At 71.4% G+C, this 15,510-nt stretch carries 17 protein-coding genes; 12 read left to right on the forward strand and 5 right to left on the reverse strand.

Translation table 11 applies throughout. The features are described from left to right. Positions 1-322: 322 nt before the first annotated feature. Both ABT008_RS14855 and ABT008_RS14865 read left to right on the forward strand, forming a co-directional pair. Entirely contained in the window at positions 323-1,411 is a 1,089-nt protein-coding gene (locus tag ABT008_RS14855; protein ID WP_350696697.1) for a DNA glycosylase AlkZ-like family protein, read from the forward strand. Positions 1,412-2,000: 589 nt separating this feature from the next. Next, a complete protein-coding gene (locus tag ABT008_RS14865; protein WP_350696699.1) occupies positions 2,001-2,549 on the forward strand; it encodes a hypothetical protein in 549 nt (182 codons plus the stop codon). On the opposite strand, the gene ABT008_RS14870 is transcribed toward ABT008_RS14865, so the two are convergent. Continuing rightward, on the reverse strand, positions 2,539-3,120 hold the full coding sequence (locus tag ABT008_RS14870; RefSeq protein ID WP_350696701.1) for a TetR/AcrR family transcriptional regulator: 582 nt from the start codon (positions 3,118-3,120) through the stop codon (positions 2,539-2,541). The two genes, ABT008_RS14865 and ABT008_RS14870, sit on opposite strands and share 11 nt — an antisense overlap. Before the next feature lie 69 nt (positions 3,121-3,189). On the opposite strand from ABT008_RS14870, the gene ABT008_RS14875 reads away from it, so the two are divergent. Beyond that, the gene (locus tag ABT008_RS14875; protein WP_350696703.1) at positions 3,190-3,576 is read left to right on the forward strand and encodes a VOC family protein; all 387 of its coding nucleotides are present in this window, start codon (positions 3,190-3,192) and stop codon (positions 3,574-3,576) included. A gap of 200 nt (positions 3,577-3,776) precedes the next feature. On the opposite strand, the gene ABT008_RS14880 is transcribed toward ABT008_RS14875, so the two are convergent. Next, positions 3,777-4,229: a hypothetical protein gene (locus ABT008_RS14880; protein ID WP_350696705.1), complete on the reverse strand. Its 453-nt coding sequence runs from the start codon at positions 4,227-4,229 to the stop codon at positions 3,777-3,779. A gap of 153 nt (positions 4,230-4,382) precedes the next feature. Here ABT008_RS14880 and ABT008_RS14885 point away from each other — a divergent pair, with 153 nt between their 5' ends. Both ABT008_RS14885 and ABT008_RS14890 read left to right on the forward strand, forming a co-directional pair. Further along, the gene (locus ABT008_RS14885; RefSeq protein ID WP_350696707.1) at positions 4,383-5,477 is read left to right on the forward strand and encodes a glycosyltransferase; all 1,095 of its coding nucleotides are present in this window, start codon (positions 4,383-4,385) and stop codon (positions 5,475-5,477) included. 244 nt (positions 5,478-5,721) lie between these two features. Further along, on the forward strand, positions 5,722-6,294 hold the full coding sequence (locus tag ABT008_RS14890; RefSeq protein WP_350696708.1) for a hypothetical protein: 573 nt from the start codon (positions 5,722-5,724) through the stop codon (positions 6,292-6,294). On the opposite strand, the gene ABT008_RS14895 is transcribed toward ABT008_RS14890, so the two are convergent. Beyond that, positions 6,280-6,852 (reverse strand): hypothetical protein, encoded by a 573-nt coding sequence (locus ABT008_RS14895; protein WP_350696709.1) that lies wholly within the window; start codon positions 6,850-6,852, stop codon positions 6,280-6,282. The genes ABT008_RS14890 and ABT008_RS14895 overlap by 15 nt on opposite strands. A gap of 70 nt (positions 6,853-6,922) precedes the next feature. On the opposite strand from ABT008_RS14895, the gene ABT008_RS14900 reads away from it, so the two are divergent. Continuing rightward, complete coding sequence (locus ABT008_RS14900) at positions 6,923-7,786, forward strand: LysR family transcriptional regulator (RefSeq protein WP_350696711.1); 864 nt, start codon at positions 6,923-6,925, stop codon at positions 7,784-7,786. After that, positions 7,783-8,322, forward strand: a complete 540-nt coding sequence (locus ABT008_RS14905) for an RNA 2'-phosphotransferase (RefSeq protein WP_350696713.1) — start codon at positions 7,783-7,785, stop codon at positions 8,320-8,322. Before ABT008_RS14900 ends, ABT008_RS14905 begins: the two co-directional genes overlap by 4 nt. A 41-nt stretch (positions 8,323-8,363) precedes the next feature. Here ABT008_RS14905 and ABT008_RS14910 read toward each other — a convergent pair whose 3' ends face one another. Next, positions 8,364-8,927: a DUF4231 domain-containing protein gene (locus tag ABT008_RS14910; protein ID WP_350696714.1), complete on the reverse strand. Its 564-nt coding sequence runs from the start codon at positions 8,925-8,927 to the stop codon at positions 8,364-8,366. A 166-nt stretch (positions 8,928-9,093) separates the two neighbouring features. Between ABT008_RS14910 and ABT008_RS14915 the strand changes: the two genes are divergently transcribed. From ABT008_RS14915 to ABT008_RS30475, 5 genes are all read left to right on the forward strand, one after another. Continuing rightward, entirely contained in the window at positions 9,094-9,975 is an 882-nt protein-coding gene (locus tag ABT008_RS14915) for a TrmH family RNA methyltransferase (RefSeq protein WP_350696803.1), read from the forward strand. A gap of 40 nt (positions 9,976-10,015) precedes the next feature. Next, positions 10,016-11,749, forward strand: coding sequence for a PucR family transcriptional regulator (locus ABT008_RS14920; protein ID WP_502890428.1), 1,734 nt, complete (start codon positions 10,016-10,018; stop codon positions 11,747-11,749). Between the two features lie 258 nt (positions 11,750-12,007). Then, positions 12,008-12,289: a hypothetical protein gene (locus ABT008_RS14925; protein WP_350696718.1), complete on the forward strand. Its 282-nt coding sequence runs from the start codon at positions 12,008-12,010 to the stop codon at positions 12,287-12,289. Next, positions 12,286-13,455, forward strand: coding sequence for a sensor histidine kinase (locus ABT008_RS14930; protein ID WP_350696719.1), 1,170 nt, complete (start codon positions 12,286-12,288; stop codon positions 13,453-13,455). Before ABT008_RS14925 ends, ABT008_RS14930 begins: the two co-directional genes overlap by 4 nt. Then, positions 13,452-14,150: a response regulator gene (locus ABT008_RS30475; RefSeq protein ID WP_502890429.1), complete on the forward strand. Its 699-nt coding sequence runs from the start codon at positions 13,452-13,454 to the stop codon at positions 14,148-14,150. The genes ABT008_RS14930 and ABT008_RS30475 overlap by 4 nt, the downstream gene beginning before the upstream one ends. Here ABT008_RS30475 and ABT008_RS14945 read toward each other — a convergent pair. Beyond that, complete coding sequence (locus ABT008_RS14945) at positions 14,140-15,495, reverse strand: MurL-like N-terminal domain-containing (RefSeq protein ID WP_350696721.1); 1,356 nt, start codon at positions 15,493-15,495, stop codon at positions 14,140-14,142. The two genes, ABT008_RS30475 and ABT008_RS14945, sit on opposite strands and share 11 nt — an antisense overlap. Positions 15,496-15,510 lie beyond the last annotated feature (15 nt).

The following is a 15,510-nucleotide window of genomic DNA, read 5'->3' on the forward strand; positions in this document are numbered from 1 at the left end:
CGAGGCAATGCGCGACCGCTACCAACTCAACCCCCACGACGGCCCCGACCCCACCACCCTCTTCACCCGCTTCCTCTCCTGGGCCCGACCCCGCCGCCCCACCACCGCCCCACCCCCATGACCCGCCCGCCGCAACCTCCCGGCTGGTCGGCCGGGTGGCGGCAGTTTCGGGGATGTTGCTGCCTCCGGTCCACTCGGAGGCAGCAACATCCCCGAAGATGTGCGGATCTTGGAGACCCGGACCGGCGGGCCGGCGTTCACGGGGTCAGCTCAGCGGGTCCGGGGTCGGCGGGGTGAGCCGTCGGGCGAGTAGGGTCGGCGGGTGGTCGTGCATCGGCTGAGCAGGGGTGAGGCGCGTCGGGTCGCGGTGCACGCCCAGTTGTTGGCGGCGCCGCGTCCGACGGATCTTGTGGCGCTGGTCGAGCGTCTGACGTTCCTCCAGATCGACCCGACGGCGGCCATCGCGCCGAGTGCGGACCTGGTGCTGTGGAGCCGCATCGGCCCGCCCTACGATCCCGCCGACCTGATCCGGGCGGTCGAGACCGATCGGACCCTCGTGGAGACGGTCGCCTACATCCGGTCGCCCCGAGACCTGCCTGCCGTGATCGCCGAGACCCGCGGTGCCGAGATGCACCCGACCATTCGGGAGTGGCTGCACGGCAACGAGTCGTTCCGCCGCGACATCCTGGCGTTGCTGGCGGAGTCGGGCCCGCTGCTCTCCCGGGACATCCCCGACACCAGTGTCGTGCCGTGGCCGTCGTCGGGTTGGACCAACAACCGCAACGTGACGAAGATGCTCGAATCCCTGGCGCTGCACGGACACATCGCGATCTCCGGCCGCAGTGGCCGGCAGCGCTACTGGGATCTCCCCGCCCGGGTCTACGCCGCCGAGCTGCCCGAACTCGATCGCCACGTCGCGGTCCGGCTCCGCAACGAACGCCGACTCGCGGCCCTCGGCATCGCCCGGTCCACCGGCCCGCAGATCCCGGGTGAGTCGCCGTACGTCGGTGACGCGGGTGAGGAGGTCGTGGTGGAGGGCGTGCCGGGCACCTGGCGGGTCCACCCGGCGTACGTCGGGCTGCCGTTCGAGGGCCGCACGGCACTGCTCTCACCCTTCGACCGGCTGATCCACGACCGGGTACGCGCCGAGCAGCTCTTCGACTTCGAATACATCCTGGAGATGTACAAGCCCAGGGCGAAGCGCCGGTGGGGCTACTTCGCCCTGCCCGTCCTCCATCACGACCGGCTCGTCGGCAAGCTGGACGCGACCGCCGACCGCAAGAGCGGCCGACTCGTCGTCAACGCCGTCCACGAGGACGTCCCCTTCACCGCCGCGATGACCGCCGACGTGCACGCCGAGGTCGAGAGCCTCGCCGAGTGGCTGGGACTCACCGTCACCAGGCCCGGGTAGTGCTCTGTGCGGTCGGCGTGTCGGGGGTTGGTGGAGCGGCTCGGGGTGGATCGTCAGGGGTTGCAGCAGTTCGACCTCGACGTGAGACACCACGGCGGTGCGGATGCGGTTGGCCGCGCGGGCGGTTGAGGTGGTCGAGCTGGTGGCGTGGGTGGTCGACGACACGGGTTTCCCGAAGGACGGCAAGACCCACCGCGCGTGGCCAGGCAGTACTGCGGCACGTGGGGCGCGGTCGCGAACTGCCAGATCGGGGTGAGTGTCCACGCCGTCAGCGACACCGAGGTGGCCGCTCGTCGGGGCCGCTGCGGGCTCCCCGAGGACGGGCGTCATCGCCCGACGTGGTCGATGGTCGACGATCTGGCCGAGCTTGAGCAGGGCGAGGAAGCGGCGTGGTGCCGGATACGCGTTGTCCCGCGACCAGGCCAGGGCGACGTCCGCGGTGGGTGCCGAGGTGGTGAACCGGCGCAGGCGTACCTGGGGCGACCGGCTGGCAAGTTCATGATCAACGCGAGGGTCGGGGTGTGACATAACTCGAACATGGGCGTACGGTTTATCTCGAACACGAGCGTTCGAGATAGGGGATGGGATGGTGGCCAGACCCAGCGAAAAGCTCCTGCGACGTTGGCCCGCGGCCCTCGGTGTCCTGGTCGCGGTCGGTACGGTGCTCAGGCTCGACCATGGCGGTCAGGCCGCCTCTGTCGTGGCGGCGTCGGGGTTCGTCTACCTCGCTGCGGCGGCAATCGGACGCCCCGGCGCATCGTGGCCCGCGTTCGGTGTCACCTTCGTGCTCGTCGGGCTCGGCCTTGCGCCTATTGGCTTCGATCCCGTGCCGTGGATTTGCCTCGGGGCTCTCAGTCTCGTCGTCTTCGGGTCCGCCCGGACAGGCCTGCGGCCGGCGTGGTCCCTCCCGCTGCAGTCGGCGGCGATGCTCGCACTCGGGGCGGCAGCGCTGCTCGCCGTACGGGCCGACCATGTCGCCGGCGGCATCGTCGTCGGCGTCGCCCTGTTCGGGCACGCGGCATGGGATTGGTGGCATCACCGCACCGGGCGCGTTGTCGAGCAGTCACTCGCGGAGTTCTGTGGCGTACTGGACGTGCTGGTCGGGGCAGGCGTACTTGTCGTCACTCTCACGGCGTGACGGCAAGTACCGCAAGTACGGTGTCGCGGACGAGCCGCGTGGCATCGTCCGCCGTCACGTCACCGCGATGCACCGCGGCCGACGCCCCGTGCAGCACCGCCTGGATGGTCGCGAGCTGCCACAGCACCGGCATGTCGCGCCGAAACACTCCCTCGTCCCGGCCGCGTTCGACGAGAGCGCGCACCCGGCGGCTCGGCCCCTCGTGCACCCGCCGCATCTCCTCCGGGGTCAGCACGTCGCTCGCCGCGATCACGACCGCCCCGAAACGGCGTGTCAGCTGCCAGGTCGCCTCCAGCAGGCGGACCATCGCGTCCCGCGGATCGCCCGCGAGGTCGATCGCGCTCAGGGCCTGGTCGGTGCTCGCGATCACGCGGAGGCTGACCGCCTCGACCAGTGCGGCACGCGACGGGAAGTGGCCGTAGAGCGTAACCCGTCCCACGCCGGCCGCTTTCGCGATCTCGTTGACACTCACCCGAGGGTCGGTGGCGAGCAGGGTGATCGCGGCGTCGAGGACCGATTCGACGTTGCGGCGCGCGTCCGCACGCTTGGCCGCCACGCCGTCGGTCGCCATTCCGCTCATCCTCTTCTCGAACAATGGTGTACGCCTTAAGTCTAGGTCCCACCCACGGAAGGAGCGATCATGACCGGTACGTCGACAGCGCAAGACTTGTTCGCGGGCATCCCCGTCGCTGACTTCGATCATTCCCTGGCCTGGTACCGGCAGTTCTTCGGCGCCGAGCCGAGCTTCTACCCGAACGACATCGAGGCCGTGTGGACGTTGACCAAGCACAGCTACGTCTACATCGAACTCCTGCCCGACCGCGCGGGCCGCTCGATGCTGATGATCATGGCGGCGGATCTGGACACCACCGTCGCCGGGCTCACCCGACGCGGCCTCGAACCCCACCGGATCGAGAACTACGAGCAGGGCATGCGCAAGGTTGTCTACGCGGACCCGGACGGTAACGAGATCTCTTACGGCGGCGTGCCGACCGCCACATTCGGTCCATCGAGTGCGGCGAGCTGACCGGTCGACGCCGTCTACCCGTTGCACGAGCTGCAAGGCCCGGCCGTGCTCGCATAGTGATCCATCCCAAGCCGCCGGAGGCAGAGCATCCGATCCAACGAGAAATCACATACCGCGAGTCACGTGGTCGCGCCCCGCCACACCGACGACATGACCATTCCGACGATGGGCACCGGACGCGCCGACCTCACAGAGCACTACTAGGTGTCGTATTCGCCGAGATCCCACGGTGGGCTGAACGCCATGTAGTCGCCGGGCTCGACGATGACCCACCAGGTGTCGTCGTCGTCCTCCGGCGCGCGGGGGATCAGCCCGAAGGTGGTGCCGTACCGCTCGACCGAGAAGGGCTCGACCTCGATGCGGTCGAAGGTGACGCTGCCCAACTCGGCCAAGCGGGCCTCGTACGCCGTCCGCCGCGCCTCGCGGTCCATCAGTGCCCTCGGGCCGAAGGCGTCGATCCTCGCCTCCAGGAACCGTCCGTCGGCATCGAAGAGGTAGAGGGCGACGAGCTCCTGGCCGTCGTCGTTGCCGTGGGTGCCGGGCTCGAACGGGGTGGTGAGGAAGAACTGCCGGCCGTCGCCGGTGCGCCCCACGTGCTCGGCGTGGTAGTCGTCATGGTCGATGGCCAGGCGGCTCGGTGGTCCGGCGTCCATCCGGCAGGTCCTCTCGCGTCCACGGGTGAGCCGCAGCGGTCACCCCGGCCACATCATGGCGTCAGGGTGCGACACGGTCGGCCCCGTGCCTTGACGACGAGGTCGATGTCGGGCCCGGTGTGGCAGCGGATCCGGAGTTCTATGCTGCGGCTCATGCGCATCGTGTTCGTCGCCGCGCCACTGCAGGGCCACGTCCTGCCGCTGATCCCGCTCGCGGCGGCCTGCCGCGACGCCGGCCACGACGTGATCGTGGCGAGTGGGGGCTTCCCACCCGATCTCCGCGGCCTGCGCACGGCCGACATCGGAGCCTCCTTCAGCCTGCCGCGAAGCGCGATCCGGGTCGCGCTACGCCATCCGGGCATCGCTCGCGCCGAGCTGCGCGGCACGGCCGGCCACGCCATGGTCGGCGAACTCTTCGGTCGTGCCAACCTGGCCCTGGTCGGCCCGCTGCTGGCCCTGGCCGAGCGGGAACGCCCTGACCTGATCGTCTACGAGCCGCTGGGCGAGGCCGGTGCCATCGTGGCCGGACGACTCTCCATCCCGTCGGTGCTCCAGGAGAACACCCTCTGGTCGGCCACTGATCTGTTTCGGGCGGTGACCACCAGTACGGCGCTGGCCAAGCAGGAGATCCCCGGTCCCGAGCTGACCATCGCCGTCACGCCGCCGAGCCTCCGCGACTCCCCGACCGGGAAGGTGGTCATGATGCGGCCGGTTCCCTTCTCGGGCGGTGGGCCGGTCCCTGACTGGCTGCTCACCTCCGGCGACCGGCCCCGCATCCTGGTCAGCCGCAGCACCCTGAAGGGCCCGAACGACGGTGACCCGGGCCCTGCGATCGTCAGGGTGGCCGCACAGGTCGACGCCGAGTTCGTGCTCGTACGCCCGGTGAGCACGCGCCACCTGCCGCCCAATGTGCGGGCAGTCGACCGCGTACCCCTCGACCGGGTGCTGCCGACGGCGGCGGGGTTCGTCCACCACTCCGGCGCGGGCAGCGTGCTTGGTGGCCTGGCGGCGGGCGTACCCCAACTGACCACCCCGGGAGCGGGCGATCGCAGATACAACGCCGACCTGCTGGCCCGGCGAGGCGCCGGACTGGCCGTCGAGGCGAAGGCGATCAGCGCAGCCGACCTGACCCGGCTGCTGACCGACGAGGCACTGCGCGTCGCCGCGCAGCAGGTCGCGGCGGAGATCGCCGCGATGCCCGCGCCGACCGCAGTGGTCCCCGTGCTGGAAGAGGTCGCCGGTAGCTGACAGATCCCGGACCGTCTATGGATTCGGGTCCGCTGACGGCTCACAATCTGTTGTGGACTGTCACGTGGCCCTGACGTAGCCGGCTTGGGCGGCAGGGGAGACAGCGAGCGGGCCGCCGACCACCGTCCATCACACCGGCGACAACGGGAGGCCACCCGTGGCGTACCCCCGGCACCCCGGCGACGCGGGCGACCCGCCGTCGCATCCATCTCCCGCTCCGAGGGCGGCGGCAGCGTACCCCGGCATGCCACCGCCGACGCACCGCAAGAACCAGAACGTGGTGCTGTGGATCGTCGGGGCTGTCGTCTGCCTACTGCTCCTGTGCTGCGGGATCGGCGTGGGCGGCGTGCTGCTGTACACCTTCCGGTCGAACCAGGTCGCGGACAGCACCGCGAGCCCGCCGACGACGCCGCAGGCGTCCACCGCCGCGCCGACGACCACACCGCCCTCCTCGGCTGCCGAGCCCGCCCTGCCCGACACCTTCGAGACGGTCACCGAGCGGCAGTGGAAACGGATGGCCGAGCGGCCGGACGATCACACCGGCCGGACGTTGGTCGTGTACGGCCAGATCACCCAGTTCGACGATGCCACAGGTAAGGACATGTTCCTCGCGCTGGTGGGAGCGCGGAGAACGACCGACGAAGATGGCTACGACACGAACACGCTGCTGTACGGCGATCCGAAGGTGCTCGGCGACATCGCTGCGGACGACGAGTTCCAGGCGAAGGTGACGGTGGTGGGGGCGTACACGTACGAGTCGTTGGTCGGTCCTACCAAGGCGCCGTTGCTGCGGGTGTACTCGTTACGGGTGTTGTAGCCGACCGAGGGGCGCGTCGCCGGCGGTCACCTCGGTCCCGTCCTGGCGGTGCGCCCGCCGCAGTGACCGGATGACGAGGTGCTCGACGTCGGCCCAGCTGGGGGTGGCGTGCCCGTAGCCGGGGACCGGTCGGCGCTGCGGCCCGAAGAAGTACTGGTGGGCGACGGCGCCCCGGATGGCCGAGTGCACCTCGGGGTGGTCGTCGACGAAGTGGGTGAGACCGAGGTCGAGACAGTGCCCCCGCTTGTCCGCCCGGGCACGACAGAACCGGACCCGGTCTCGGTCGACCCCGGTACGCCGGTGGAAGTCGTGGGCGTCGAGCCAGCGCTGCGTACGGGCCTGGATGCGCGGGCCGCACTTGGAGACCAGCCAGACCTGCCCGTCGAAGTGGGGAACGAGACGGGCGATCGTGTCGAGGGCGCCGGGCACCTCCGGGGTGGCCAGCATGGTGGTCTCGTCGCCGGTGAAGAAGGCGGTGTCGCCTCCGCCGGGGTGGCGGGGGCCGTCGATGACGACTCGGCCGATGTCGATGCCGAGCCGGGGCACATGATCGTTCATGCCACCCAGGATGCGGGCCCGAGAGGCGGGGCAGAACTATCGATCGGTGAGCCTCCTATAGTCGTAGGTTATGAACGGGCGGGACCTGCTGGAAGCCGACGCACTGCGGTCGTTCGCGGTCTTCGCCGAGCACCGCAACTTCACCGCCGCCGCTGCGGCGCTGCACATCAGCCAGCCCTCGCTCCACGTGAAGATCCGCAAACTGGCCACCGCGCTCGGGGTGGACCTCTACGAGCGGGACGGCCGTCGGCTGACCCTCACCGTCGCCGGTGAACGCCTCGCCGCGTACGCGTCGGACACCCGCCGCCGCACCGACGAGTTCCTGCGGGAACTGCACCAGGACGCCACACCCACCATGACCATCGCCGCCGGCCGGGGCACGCTGCGCTGGGTGATCGCCGAGCCGATCCGGCAGATCGGCCGCCAGGGCCGCCGGGTGCACGTGATCACCGCCGACCGGGACGCCGCCCTCGCCGCGATCTCCGCCGGTCGTGCCGACCTCGCCGTGGTCGCGCACGATCCACCGGGACGGCAGTACGAGTCGACGCAGATCGCCGCGTACCGGCAGGTGCTCGTGATCGACGACGGGCACCCGCTGGCCGAGCGGCAGCAGGTCCGACTCCGTGACCTCGACGGGCTGGACCTTGTCGTCCCCCCGGCCGGGCGCGCACACCGGCGGGCGCTGGACCGTGCGCTGCTCGACGCGGGCGTCACCTGGCAGGTCGCCGCCGAGGTCGACGGCTGGGACCTGCTCGTGCACCTGTCGGCGCTCGGCGTCGGCGCCACCGTCGTCAACGGTTGCGTGGAACTCCCCGACGGCCTGCGCGCCGTCCCCGTGCACGGTCTGCCGATGATCCGCTACTGGGCGGCCTGGCGCCCACAACGCGAGCCGGTCGTGCGGGACCTGCTCGACCGGCTCGGGCCACGACCGTGACCGACCGAACCACCGCGACCAGCAAGTTCCTGGCGTACGTGCTGCGTCACCAGCCCGCCGCCGTCGGGATCACACTCGACTCCGCCGGATGGGTGGACGTGCAGGTGCTGCTCGCCGCGCTGGCCCGCCACGGTCGGCGCATCGACGGTGCGCTGCTGGCCCGGCTGACCGGCGACACCGACAAACAACGGTTCGAGGTCCGCGACGGGCGGATCCGGGCGGCCCAGGGCCACACCGTCCCGGTCGACCTGCGTCTGACGCCGGTGCCGCCTCCACCGCTGCTCTACCACGGCACCGTCGCCCGCTTCCTACCCGGCATCCGCGCCGACGGGCTCCGGCCGCGCGGTCGTACCCACGTGCACCTCTCCGGCGACCGGCCGACCGCCGTCACGGTTGGGGCCCGGCGCGGCGAGCCGGTGGTCCTCACCGTCGACGCCGCCGGCATGCGGGAGACCGGCCACCTGTTCTACCAGGCCGCCAGCGGCGTCTGGCTCACCGCCCACGTCCCGCCCGACCGGATCACGGCAGCGGAATGAACCCGGACGGACCAGGGGCGACCAAGGTTCGCGTCAGTGCGTCAGGCGCCGCTCGCGCCGGTGGACGCGGTCGGGTTGGCGGGTGGCGGATCGTGCATGGCACGTAGTTCGGTCCACCGTTGGCTCACGTCGCGCCAGATGCGTTGTTGTTCGGCGAAGAATCGGTCGAGCTCGGTTCGGGTCATCTCCTCCGATGGAGTGACCGTGAGGTAGTAGTCCATCTCATCTCGGAGCCGGTTCAAGCGGTACCGCGTCTCCTCCATCATCGCCAACCGTGACCGCCAGTTGAAGACGCCTTCCAACGCGCCGAGCACGGTCACGGTGGCGACCATGGGCAGGGCGAGATTCGCTCCCTGATCGAACCCGTCGATTCCGAGCGCCACCGTCGAGGATGCGGCCAGGACCAAGGATGCGATCCTGACCCGGTGCAATGCCTGCCGATAACGAGTTTTGCGGGAGTCGGCCCAATCGATGTCTGCCGACACCAGATCGCGGAAGTGCACGATCTGGTCACCGAGCGGCAGATCGGAACGGCGACCCACGAGTTCGTACAGACCGTTCTCTGACCGAGATACGCCCGATCCTCGGTGCCCGAACCATCGCATGTGTCCAGGATGGACATCGCCGATCACCACTTCCACACTCTGTCGCAGGCCGGACCGTGCGGCGGTCGATTCGGGCGACGGGCCTTCCTCCTCGGGCAGAGACCGTCGACGGTTCAGGCCAGTCAGCAATCGATGATCGCCATCGTCTCACCTCTTCATCGAGGGCATTCGGCCGGCCGTCGAGTCGACTCGGGCCGGACCACGGCGGAACCAGTCGAACCTGGTCCGGCAGAATCGGCGGGTGCCTGTCCACCTGATCACCGACCCGGACGACGAGCGGATCGGCGACTACCGTGCGCTGACCGACGTTGAGCTGCGGACCCGCTGGGAGCCACCACACGGCCTGTTCATCGCCGAGGGGGAGCTGGTGCTGCGCCGGGCGTTGCGGGCCGGGTACCCGGCCCGGTCGTACCTGGTCGACGCCAAGCGGGTCGACCAGCTCGCCGACCTGGACACCGGTGACGCCCCGGTCTACGCCGCCAGCCAGGACGTGTTGCGCGAGGCCACCGGATTCCACGTGCACCGGGGGGTCCTCGCGTCGTTCCGGCGCACGCCGCTGCCGAGCGCCGCCGAGGTGCTCGCCACCGCCCGCCGGGTGGTGATCCTGGAGGACGTCAACAACCACACCAACCTGGGCGCGATCTTCCGAGCGGTCGCCGCGCTCGGGGTGGACGCGGTGCTGCTCTCGCCGTCCTGCGCCGACCCGCTCTACCGGCGCAGCGTACGGGTCAGCATGGGCGAGGTCTTCGCCGTTCCGTACGCGAAACTGGAACCCTGGCCGGCGGCGCTGGACGAGGTACGGGCCGCCGGGTTCACCGTGCTGGCGATGACCCCGGCCCCGGACGCGGTGCCCATCCAGCGGCTCACGCCGCAGCAGCGGGCCCGCGCGGCGCTGCTGCTCGGTGCCGAGGGGGCCGGGTTGACGTCGGCGGCGATGACCGCCAGCGACGTACGCGTGGTGATCCCGATGCGGCGCGGCGTGGACTCGCTCAACGTGGCCGCCGCCACCGCCGTGGCCTGCTGGGAGTTGGGCCGCGACGACGCCTGACCGTCGAGGTTCGGGTCGACCTGCGGGTACCGTGTCGCCCGTGTTCCCTACCGTCCGTGAGGTCCTCGCGCTGGATCCGGTCCGCCACGGCGCGCCGCGCCTGGTCGCCGGGGAGGCGGGGCTGGACCGGCCGGTGCGCTGGGTGCACGTGGCCGAGGTGCCGGACATCGCCACCCTGCTGAGGGGCGGCGAGCTGGTGCTGACCACCGGCATCGGACTACCCGGCGAGGACGCCGGGCTGCGGGCCTTCATCGGGGACCTCGCCGGGGTCGGTGTCTCCGGGCTGGTGGTCGAGCTGGGCCGTCGGTATCACACCGGGGTGCCCCGGGTGATGGCCGCCGCCGCCGAACGGCACGGGCTGCCGCTGGTGGAGTTGCGCCGGGCCACCCCGTTCGTCCGGGTCACCGAGGCGGTGCACGGACTGATCGTGGACGCGCAGCTCACCGAGTTGCGGGCGGCGGAGGAGATCCACCAGCGGTTCACCGAGCTGTCGGTGGAGGGTGCCGACCCGGGCGAGGTGGTCCGGCAGGCCGCCGAGCTGTCCGGCTGCCCGGTGGTGCTGGAGAACCTGTCCCGGCAGGTGCTCGCGTACGACCCGGCGCGGGAGAACGCCGAGCTGCTGCTCGACGGGTGGGAGCAGCATTCGCGGCGGATCCGTCCGGTCGGCCGTACGGTCTACGACCCGGACAGCGGCTGGCTGGTGACCATGGTTGGCGCGCGGGGGGAGGACTGGGGGCGGCTGCTGCTGCGCTGGCCGGGCGGGGGCGAGTGGAACTCGGCGCAGGACGCGGTGACCGGCGGGCTCTCGCCGCCGACGCGGTTGACCATCCTGGTCGAGCGGGCCGCGTCGACGCTGGCGTTGGGCCGGCTGATCCGGCGGGACGCCGAAGGGTTGGAACGGCAGATCCACCGCACCCTGCTCACGGCGCTGCTGGACCGCTCCCGCCCGGTGGACGAGGTGGCCCTGCGGGCGCGGGGGCTCGGGCTGGTGCTGGAACGTCGGCACCTGGTCGGGGTGGTGGTCCGGCATCGGGTCGACGACCCGGAGAGCGGCTCGACCGGGGCCGGTGACGGGGACGATCCCGGTCCGGCCCGGCTGCGGGACCTGGCCGAGGCGGTGGGTCAGGCGGTGCGCGAGGCAAACCTGACCGGCCTGACCAGCGCCGTGGACGACCAGGCGGTGGGGGCGTTGCTGGCCCTGCCCGACCCGACGGCGGAGGAGCGGGCGCTGGCCTCGTTCGCCGCCGCGCTGCGTCGGCACCGCCCCGAGGCGAGATCGTCCGATCCGGCGGCGACCCGGGCTGCCCGGGGTGGGAGGGGTGCCGTTGGGCTGATCATCGCGGCCGGTTCCGGGGTCAGCAGCCTGCGGGAGGCGGGCCGGTCGCTGATCGAGGCCCGGCAGGTCGCCGAGGCCGCCCGCAACGACCGGCGGGACCTGCCGATCTTCCGGCTGCCGCACGTCGGGCTCGCCGGGCTGTTGCACCTGCTGCGCGACGAGCCGCGCCTGCAGACCTTCGTCGAGCGTGAGCTCGGGGCACTGCTGGCGTACGACGCCCGGCACCCACGTGAGCACCTGCTCGGCACCCTGCGGGCGTACCTGGAGCAGGGCCGCAACAAGTCGGCGGCGGCCAGCGCGGCACATTTGTCCCGGCCGGCGTTCTATGAGCGGCTGGCCCGCATCGGCCGCATCCTCGACGTCGACCTCGACTCCGTCGACGCCTGCCTCTCCCTCCACGTCGCCCTGCTGGCCCTGGACGCCATCCGCACCTCCTGACCCCCCACCCCCACCCTTCGCCGCCCGCCTCGCCGTGCCCCGCCCCCGTCCGCCGCGCCGATCATGGAGTCGTGGCGGGAACAAAAGCCGCCTACATGTCGATATCGACTACCGCAAGTCCATGATCGCCGGGGCGGACGCGGACCCGGGCATGACCACGGGCACGACCACGGGCGCGGGCGTGCGGCGGGGCTCCACCCTGATCTCCACCCTGTGGCGGTGCCGGTCCACCCGGTGCCGTTCGTAGCGTCCTGGGACATGACCGAGCGGAACCACGGCAGGACCACGTCCCGGACCGAGCGTCACGGCACCGTCGTACGGGCCGCGAACTATCTGCTGGCCGGCGACGGCAAGGGCAACCGGAGCACCCGGCTGGCCGGAGCCGTCATCGACCGGGTGATCGAGAAGGAGGGCGGCCGGATGACCGGTCGGGTGATCGTTGCGATTCTGGTGGTACTCGGCGTGGTGGGGCTCGCGTTCGTCGCCTACCGTCTGCTGGTGCTGGACCTGATCCTGACCCTGGTGCGGGAACGCGAGTGATCGTGGGCGGAGGACTGCGGCGGGCGACCCGCCGGGGCGTACGGCTGCTGCGGGCCGACGACCCGGAGACCGGTTGGTTGGTGCGGATCGTGCTCAGCGCGCTGCTGCTCTGGGCGTGGCTGTATCTGACGCCGCCGGGAGCCGAGGTGCGGCCGGTGCTCGCCGCCGCTCTCGCCTGCTGGGTGGTGTTCCTGCTGACCGACAGCCGGTGGCCCCGGCTCGCCCGGGGCGCGTTGGCCCTGGTCACGCTCTCGGCGGCGACCGTCGCGGGGGTGCCGGACGACGCCTCGGCGCTGATCTTCGTGTACGCGGGGCTGTTCACCTTCGTGTTGCTGCCCCGGATGCCGATGGCGGCCATCCTGGCTCTCACCGGCGCGGTGATCGCGGTGCTGACGATCGTCCTCTGGTTCTCCGGGCGGGGACCGACGGCGATGCTGACCCAGCCGGTGCTGATCGCCGTGTTGGTCCTGTTCAGTTTGCACCGGCGCGAGTACCGGCTGCGGGCCGAGCAGACCGCGTTGCTGCTGGAGCAGACCTCGCGCACCCAGCAGGCCCAGGCCCGGGCGGCGGCGCTGGACGAGCGGACCCGGATCGCCCGGGAGCTGCACGACGTGCTGGCACATTCGCTGGGTGCGCTGGGTGTGCAGTTGGCGGTCGCCGAGGCGCAACTGGGCGAGCAGGGCGACGTCGTGGGCGCGACCGAGCGGATCCGCCGGGCCCGGCGGCTGGCCAACGACGGCCTGGCCGAGGCCCGGGCGGCGGTGGCTGCGCTGCGTACCGACGTGCCGCCGCTGCCACGTGCCCTCGGTGACCTGGTGGCCGGGTTCCGTACCGACCATGCGGCGACCATCACGCTGCGGACCGAGGGCACTCCTCGGGACCTGCCGTCCGGGGCGGAGGTGTCGTTGCTGCGTACCGTCCGCGAGGCGCTGACCAACGCGGCCCGGCACGCCCCGGGTGCCCCGGTCAGCGTGGCTCTGGACTATCGCGGGCCGCGCACCCGGCTGATCGTGGAAAACCCGGCCCCGGACCCGGCCGGCACCCGACCCGGACCGGGCGGGCACGGGCTGACCGGGGCGCGGGAGAGGATCGCGCTGGTCGGTGGCACCCTGGAGGCGGGCGTCGTCGACGGCGCATGGCGTGTGACGGCGGAGGTGCCGTCATGAGCGAGCGTCAGCGAGCGCGGGGCGGCATGAGTGACGCGGCCCTGCGGGTGGTGGTCGTCGACGATCAGCAACTGGTCCGGGAGGGGCTGACCGCCCTGCTGGAACTCACCGACGGAGTGACGGTGGTCGAGGCGGCCGGCGACGGCGCGCGGGCTCTCGACCTCGTCGCCGAACACCGGCCGGACGTGGTCCTGATGGACCTGCGGATGCCGGTACTGGACGGCATCGCCGCGACCGCCCAGGTCCGGGAGCGGTTCCCGGAGGTGGCGGTGGTGGTGCTGACCACGTACGCCGACGACGAGTCGATCGCCGGGGCGCTCGCGGCCGGGGCGTGCGGCTATCTCACCAAGGACGCCGGGCGGGCCGAGATCGGGATGGCGTTGCGCGCGGCGGCCACCGGTCACGGGTTGTTCGACCCGGTGGTGTCCGCCCGACTGGTCGAGGCGATGGCCCGGCCGGCGCAGGTGGTGCCGGACCGGCTGCCGGACGGGTTGACCCAGCGGGAGGCCGAGGTGCTCGGCCATCTCGCGTCGGGGCGGACCAATGCCGAGATCGCGGCGGCCCCTGTTCGTCGCCGAGACGACGATCAAGACGCATACCAACAACGCGTTCGCCAAGATCGGTGCGCGGAACCGCACCGAGGCGGCGGCGTACGCCATCCGGCACCGGCTCGCCTGACGTCCGTCACTCGCTGAGCGAGTGCAGGGCCTTGGTGTAGGCGGGCGGGACGTAGCTGGGGCCGCCGCCGGGGGTGAAGACGTCGGAGGTGGCGGCCGTGGCCCACGCGCTGTCCGGCACGGCGGCGACCAGCGTGCGTACGACCGGGGCGTCCCGCCAGTCCGGCTGCTGGGCGAGCAGGCTCAGTGCCACCACCGACTCCTCCACCTCGCCGACGCACTCGAACGGCTTGTGCCCGTCCACGCCGAGCAGCTCCCGGTAGCCGGGGATCTGCGTTTCGTCGGCGAGCAGGTCACCGCCGAAGATGTGGGTGATCCGCTCGCGGGACATGAACGGGGCCAGAGCCAGGAAGACGAACCGGCACTTGGGGCAGTCGCGGCACCAGCGCTCGCTGGCGTCGCGCAGCTTGAACGCCGCGTTGCAACTGGTCACCACGTCGTCGTACCGGTCGATGGTGGCGAACAGTCGGGCGATGTGCAGCTCCGACAGCGGGCGCAGCAGGGAGAAGTACGGTTCGGTGAGCCCGGCGTGCTCGGCCAGCGCAGCCCGGAGCAGCCCCTCGGCCTCGACACCCTTGGACCACTGGTGGTTGACCTCGTGGCCGTTCCAGATCAGGTTCGGGTCGGAGGCGGAGCGCTCGTTGGACATGACCACCGGACCGAGCCCGTGCAGCACGGCGGTGGCGACCGCGATCAGCGAGTTGATCGCGGTGACCGGGATGTGCCCGTTGCGGGCGCCGGCCGCGTTCAGCTCGAACAGCACCGGGTCGAGGCGTCGCCGGGCGGCCAACGGGGTGAGCCCGGAGGCCGCGTTCACCGCGTTGATCACGTGGTTCGGGTTGACCGAGAACGGGACCGGGTCCAGACCGGCACGACGTATCGCCTCCAGGCTGACGATCGAGTCCTTGCCGCCGCCGACCGCGCTGAGCGGTCGACGGTCCGAGTTGTCGTACTCCGTGACGGGAGCGACCCGGCCCTCCGGGATCACCGGGGACAGTTCGAGCACGTACGGCAACTGGTTGCGGTAGGCGTACTCGGCCAGGCCCTTGGTGTAGACGGCGGTGACGAACTCGGCGGCGGCCGGGCCCAGCGGCGCCGGCAGCACCAACTGCCCCGGCGCGGCGGCCTTGTAGTAGCTGACGCCGGCCACGACGTGCAGCAGCTCCAGCACCCGGCCGAGCGCCGCCACGGCGGCGTCCGACGGTGACTCGTCCGGCACCGGGAGCGTGATCACCTCGGTGAATCGCTGCTCGCCGTCGGGCCCGGTCAGGGCGTAGTCGAACAACGCCTCCCCGGTCGAGAGATCGATCGAGTAGGACGGGAAGGTGAACGCGTCCATCCGCGCCAACTGCGTATTGGGCACAGGTCATACTAGTCC

It is taken from the genome of Micromonospora sp. NPDC002389, from assembly GCF_040296095.1.
GTDB lineage: Bacteria > Actinomycetota > Actinomycetes > Mycobacteriales > Micromonosporaceae > Micromonospora.

What these genes read in the sequence shown, in the direction of transcription:
- ABT008_RS14870 (WP_350696701.1), bottom strand. Translation starts at nt 3,120, where the DNA reads ATGGCGACCGACGGCGTGGCGGCCAAGCGTGCGGACGCGCGCCGCAAC.
- ABT008_RS14875 (WP_350696703.1), top strand. Translation starts at nt 3,190, where the DNA reads ATGACCGGTACGTCGACAGCGCAAGACTTGTTCGCGGGCATCCCCGTC.
- ABT008_RS14880 (WP_350696705.1), bottom strand. Translation starts at nt 4,229, where the DNA reads ATGGACGCCGGACCACCGAGCCGCCTGGCCATCGACCATGACGACTAC.
- ABT008_RS14885 (WP_350696707.1), top strand. Translation starts at nt 4,383, where the DNA reads ATGCGCATCGTGTTCGTCGCCGCGCCACTGCAGGGCCACGTCCTGCCG.
- ABT008_RS14890 (WP_350696708.1), top strand. Translation starts at nt 5,722, where the DNA reads ATGCCACCGCCGACGCACCGCAAGAACCAGAACGTGGTGCTGTGGATC.
- ABT008_RS14895 (WP_350696709.1), bottom strand. Translation starts at nt 6,852, where the DNA reads ATGAACGATCATGTGCCCCGGCTCGGCATCGACATCGGCCGAGTCGTC.
- ABT008_RS14900 (WP_350696711.1), top strand. Translation starts at nt 6,923, where the DNA reads ATGAACGGGCGGGACCTGCTGGAAGCCGACGCACTGCGGTCGTTCGCG.
- ABT008_RS14910 (WP_350696714.1), bottom strand. Translation starts at nt 8,927, where the DNA reads ATGCGATGGTTCGGGCACCGAGGATCGGGCGTATCTCGGTCAGAGAAC.
- ABT008_RS14925 (WP_350696718.1), top strand. Translation starts at nt 12,008, where the DNA reads ATGACCGAGCGGAACCACGGCAGGACCACGTCCCGGACCGAGCGTCAC.
- ABT008_RS30475 (WP_502890429.1), top strand. Translation starts at nt 13,452, where the DNA reads ATGAGCGAGCGTCAGCGAGCGCGGGGCGGCATGAGTGACGCGGCCCTG.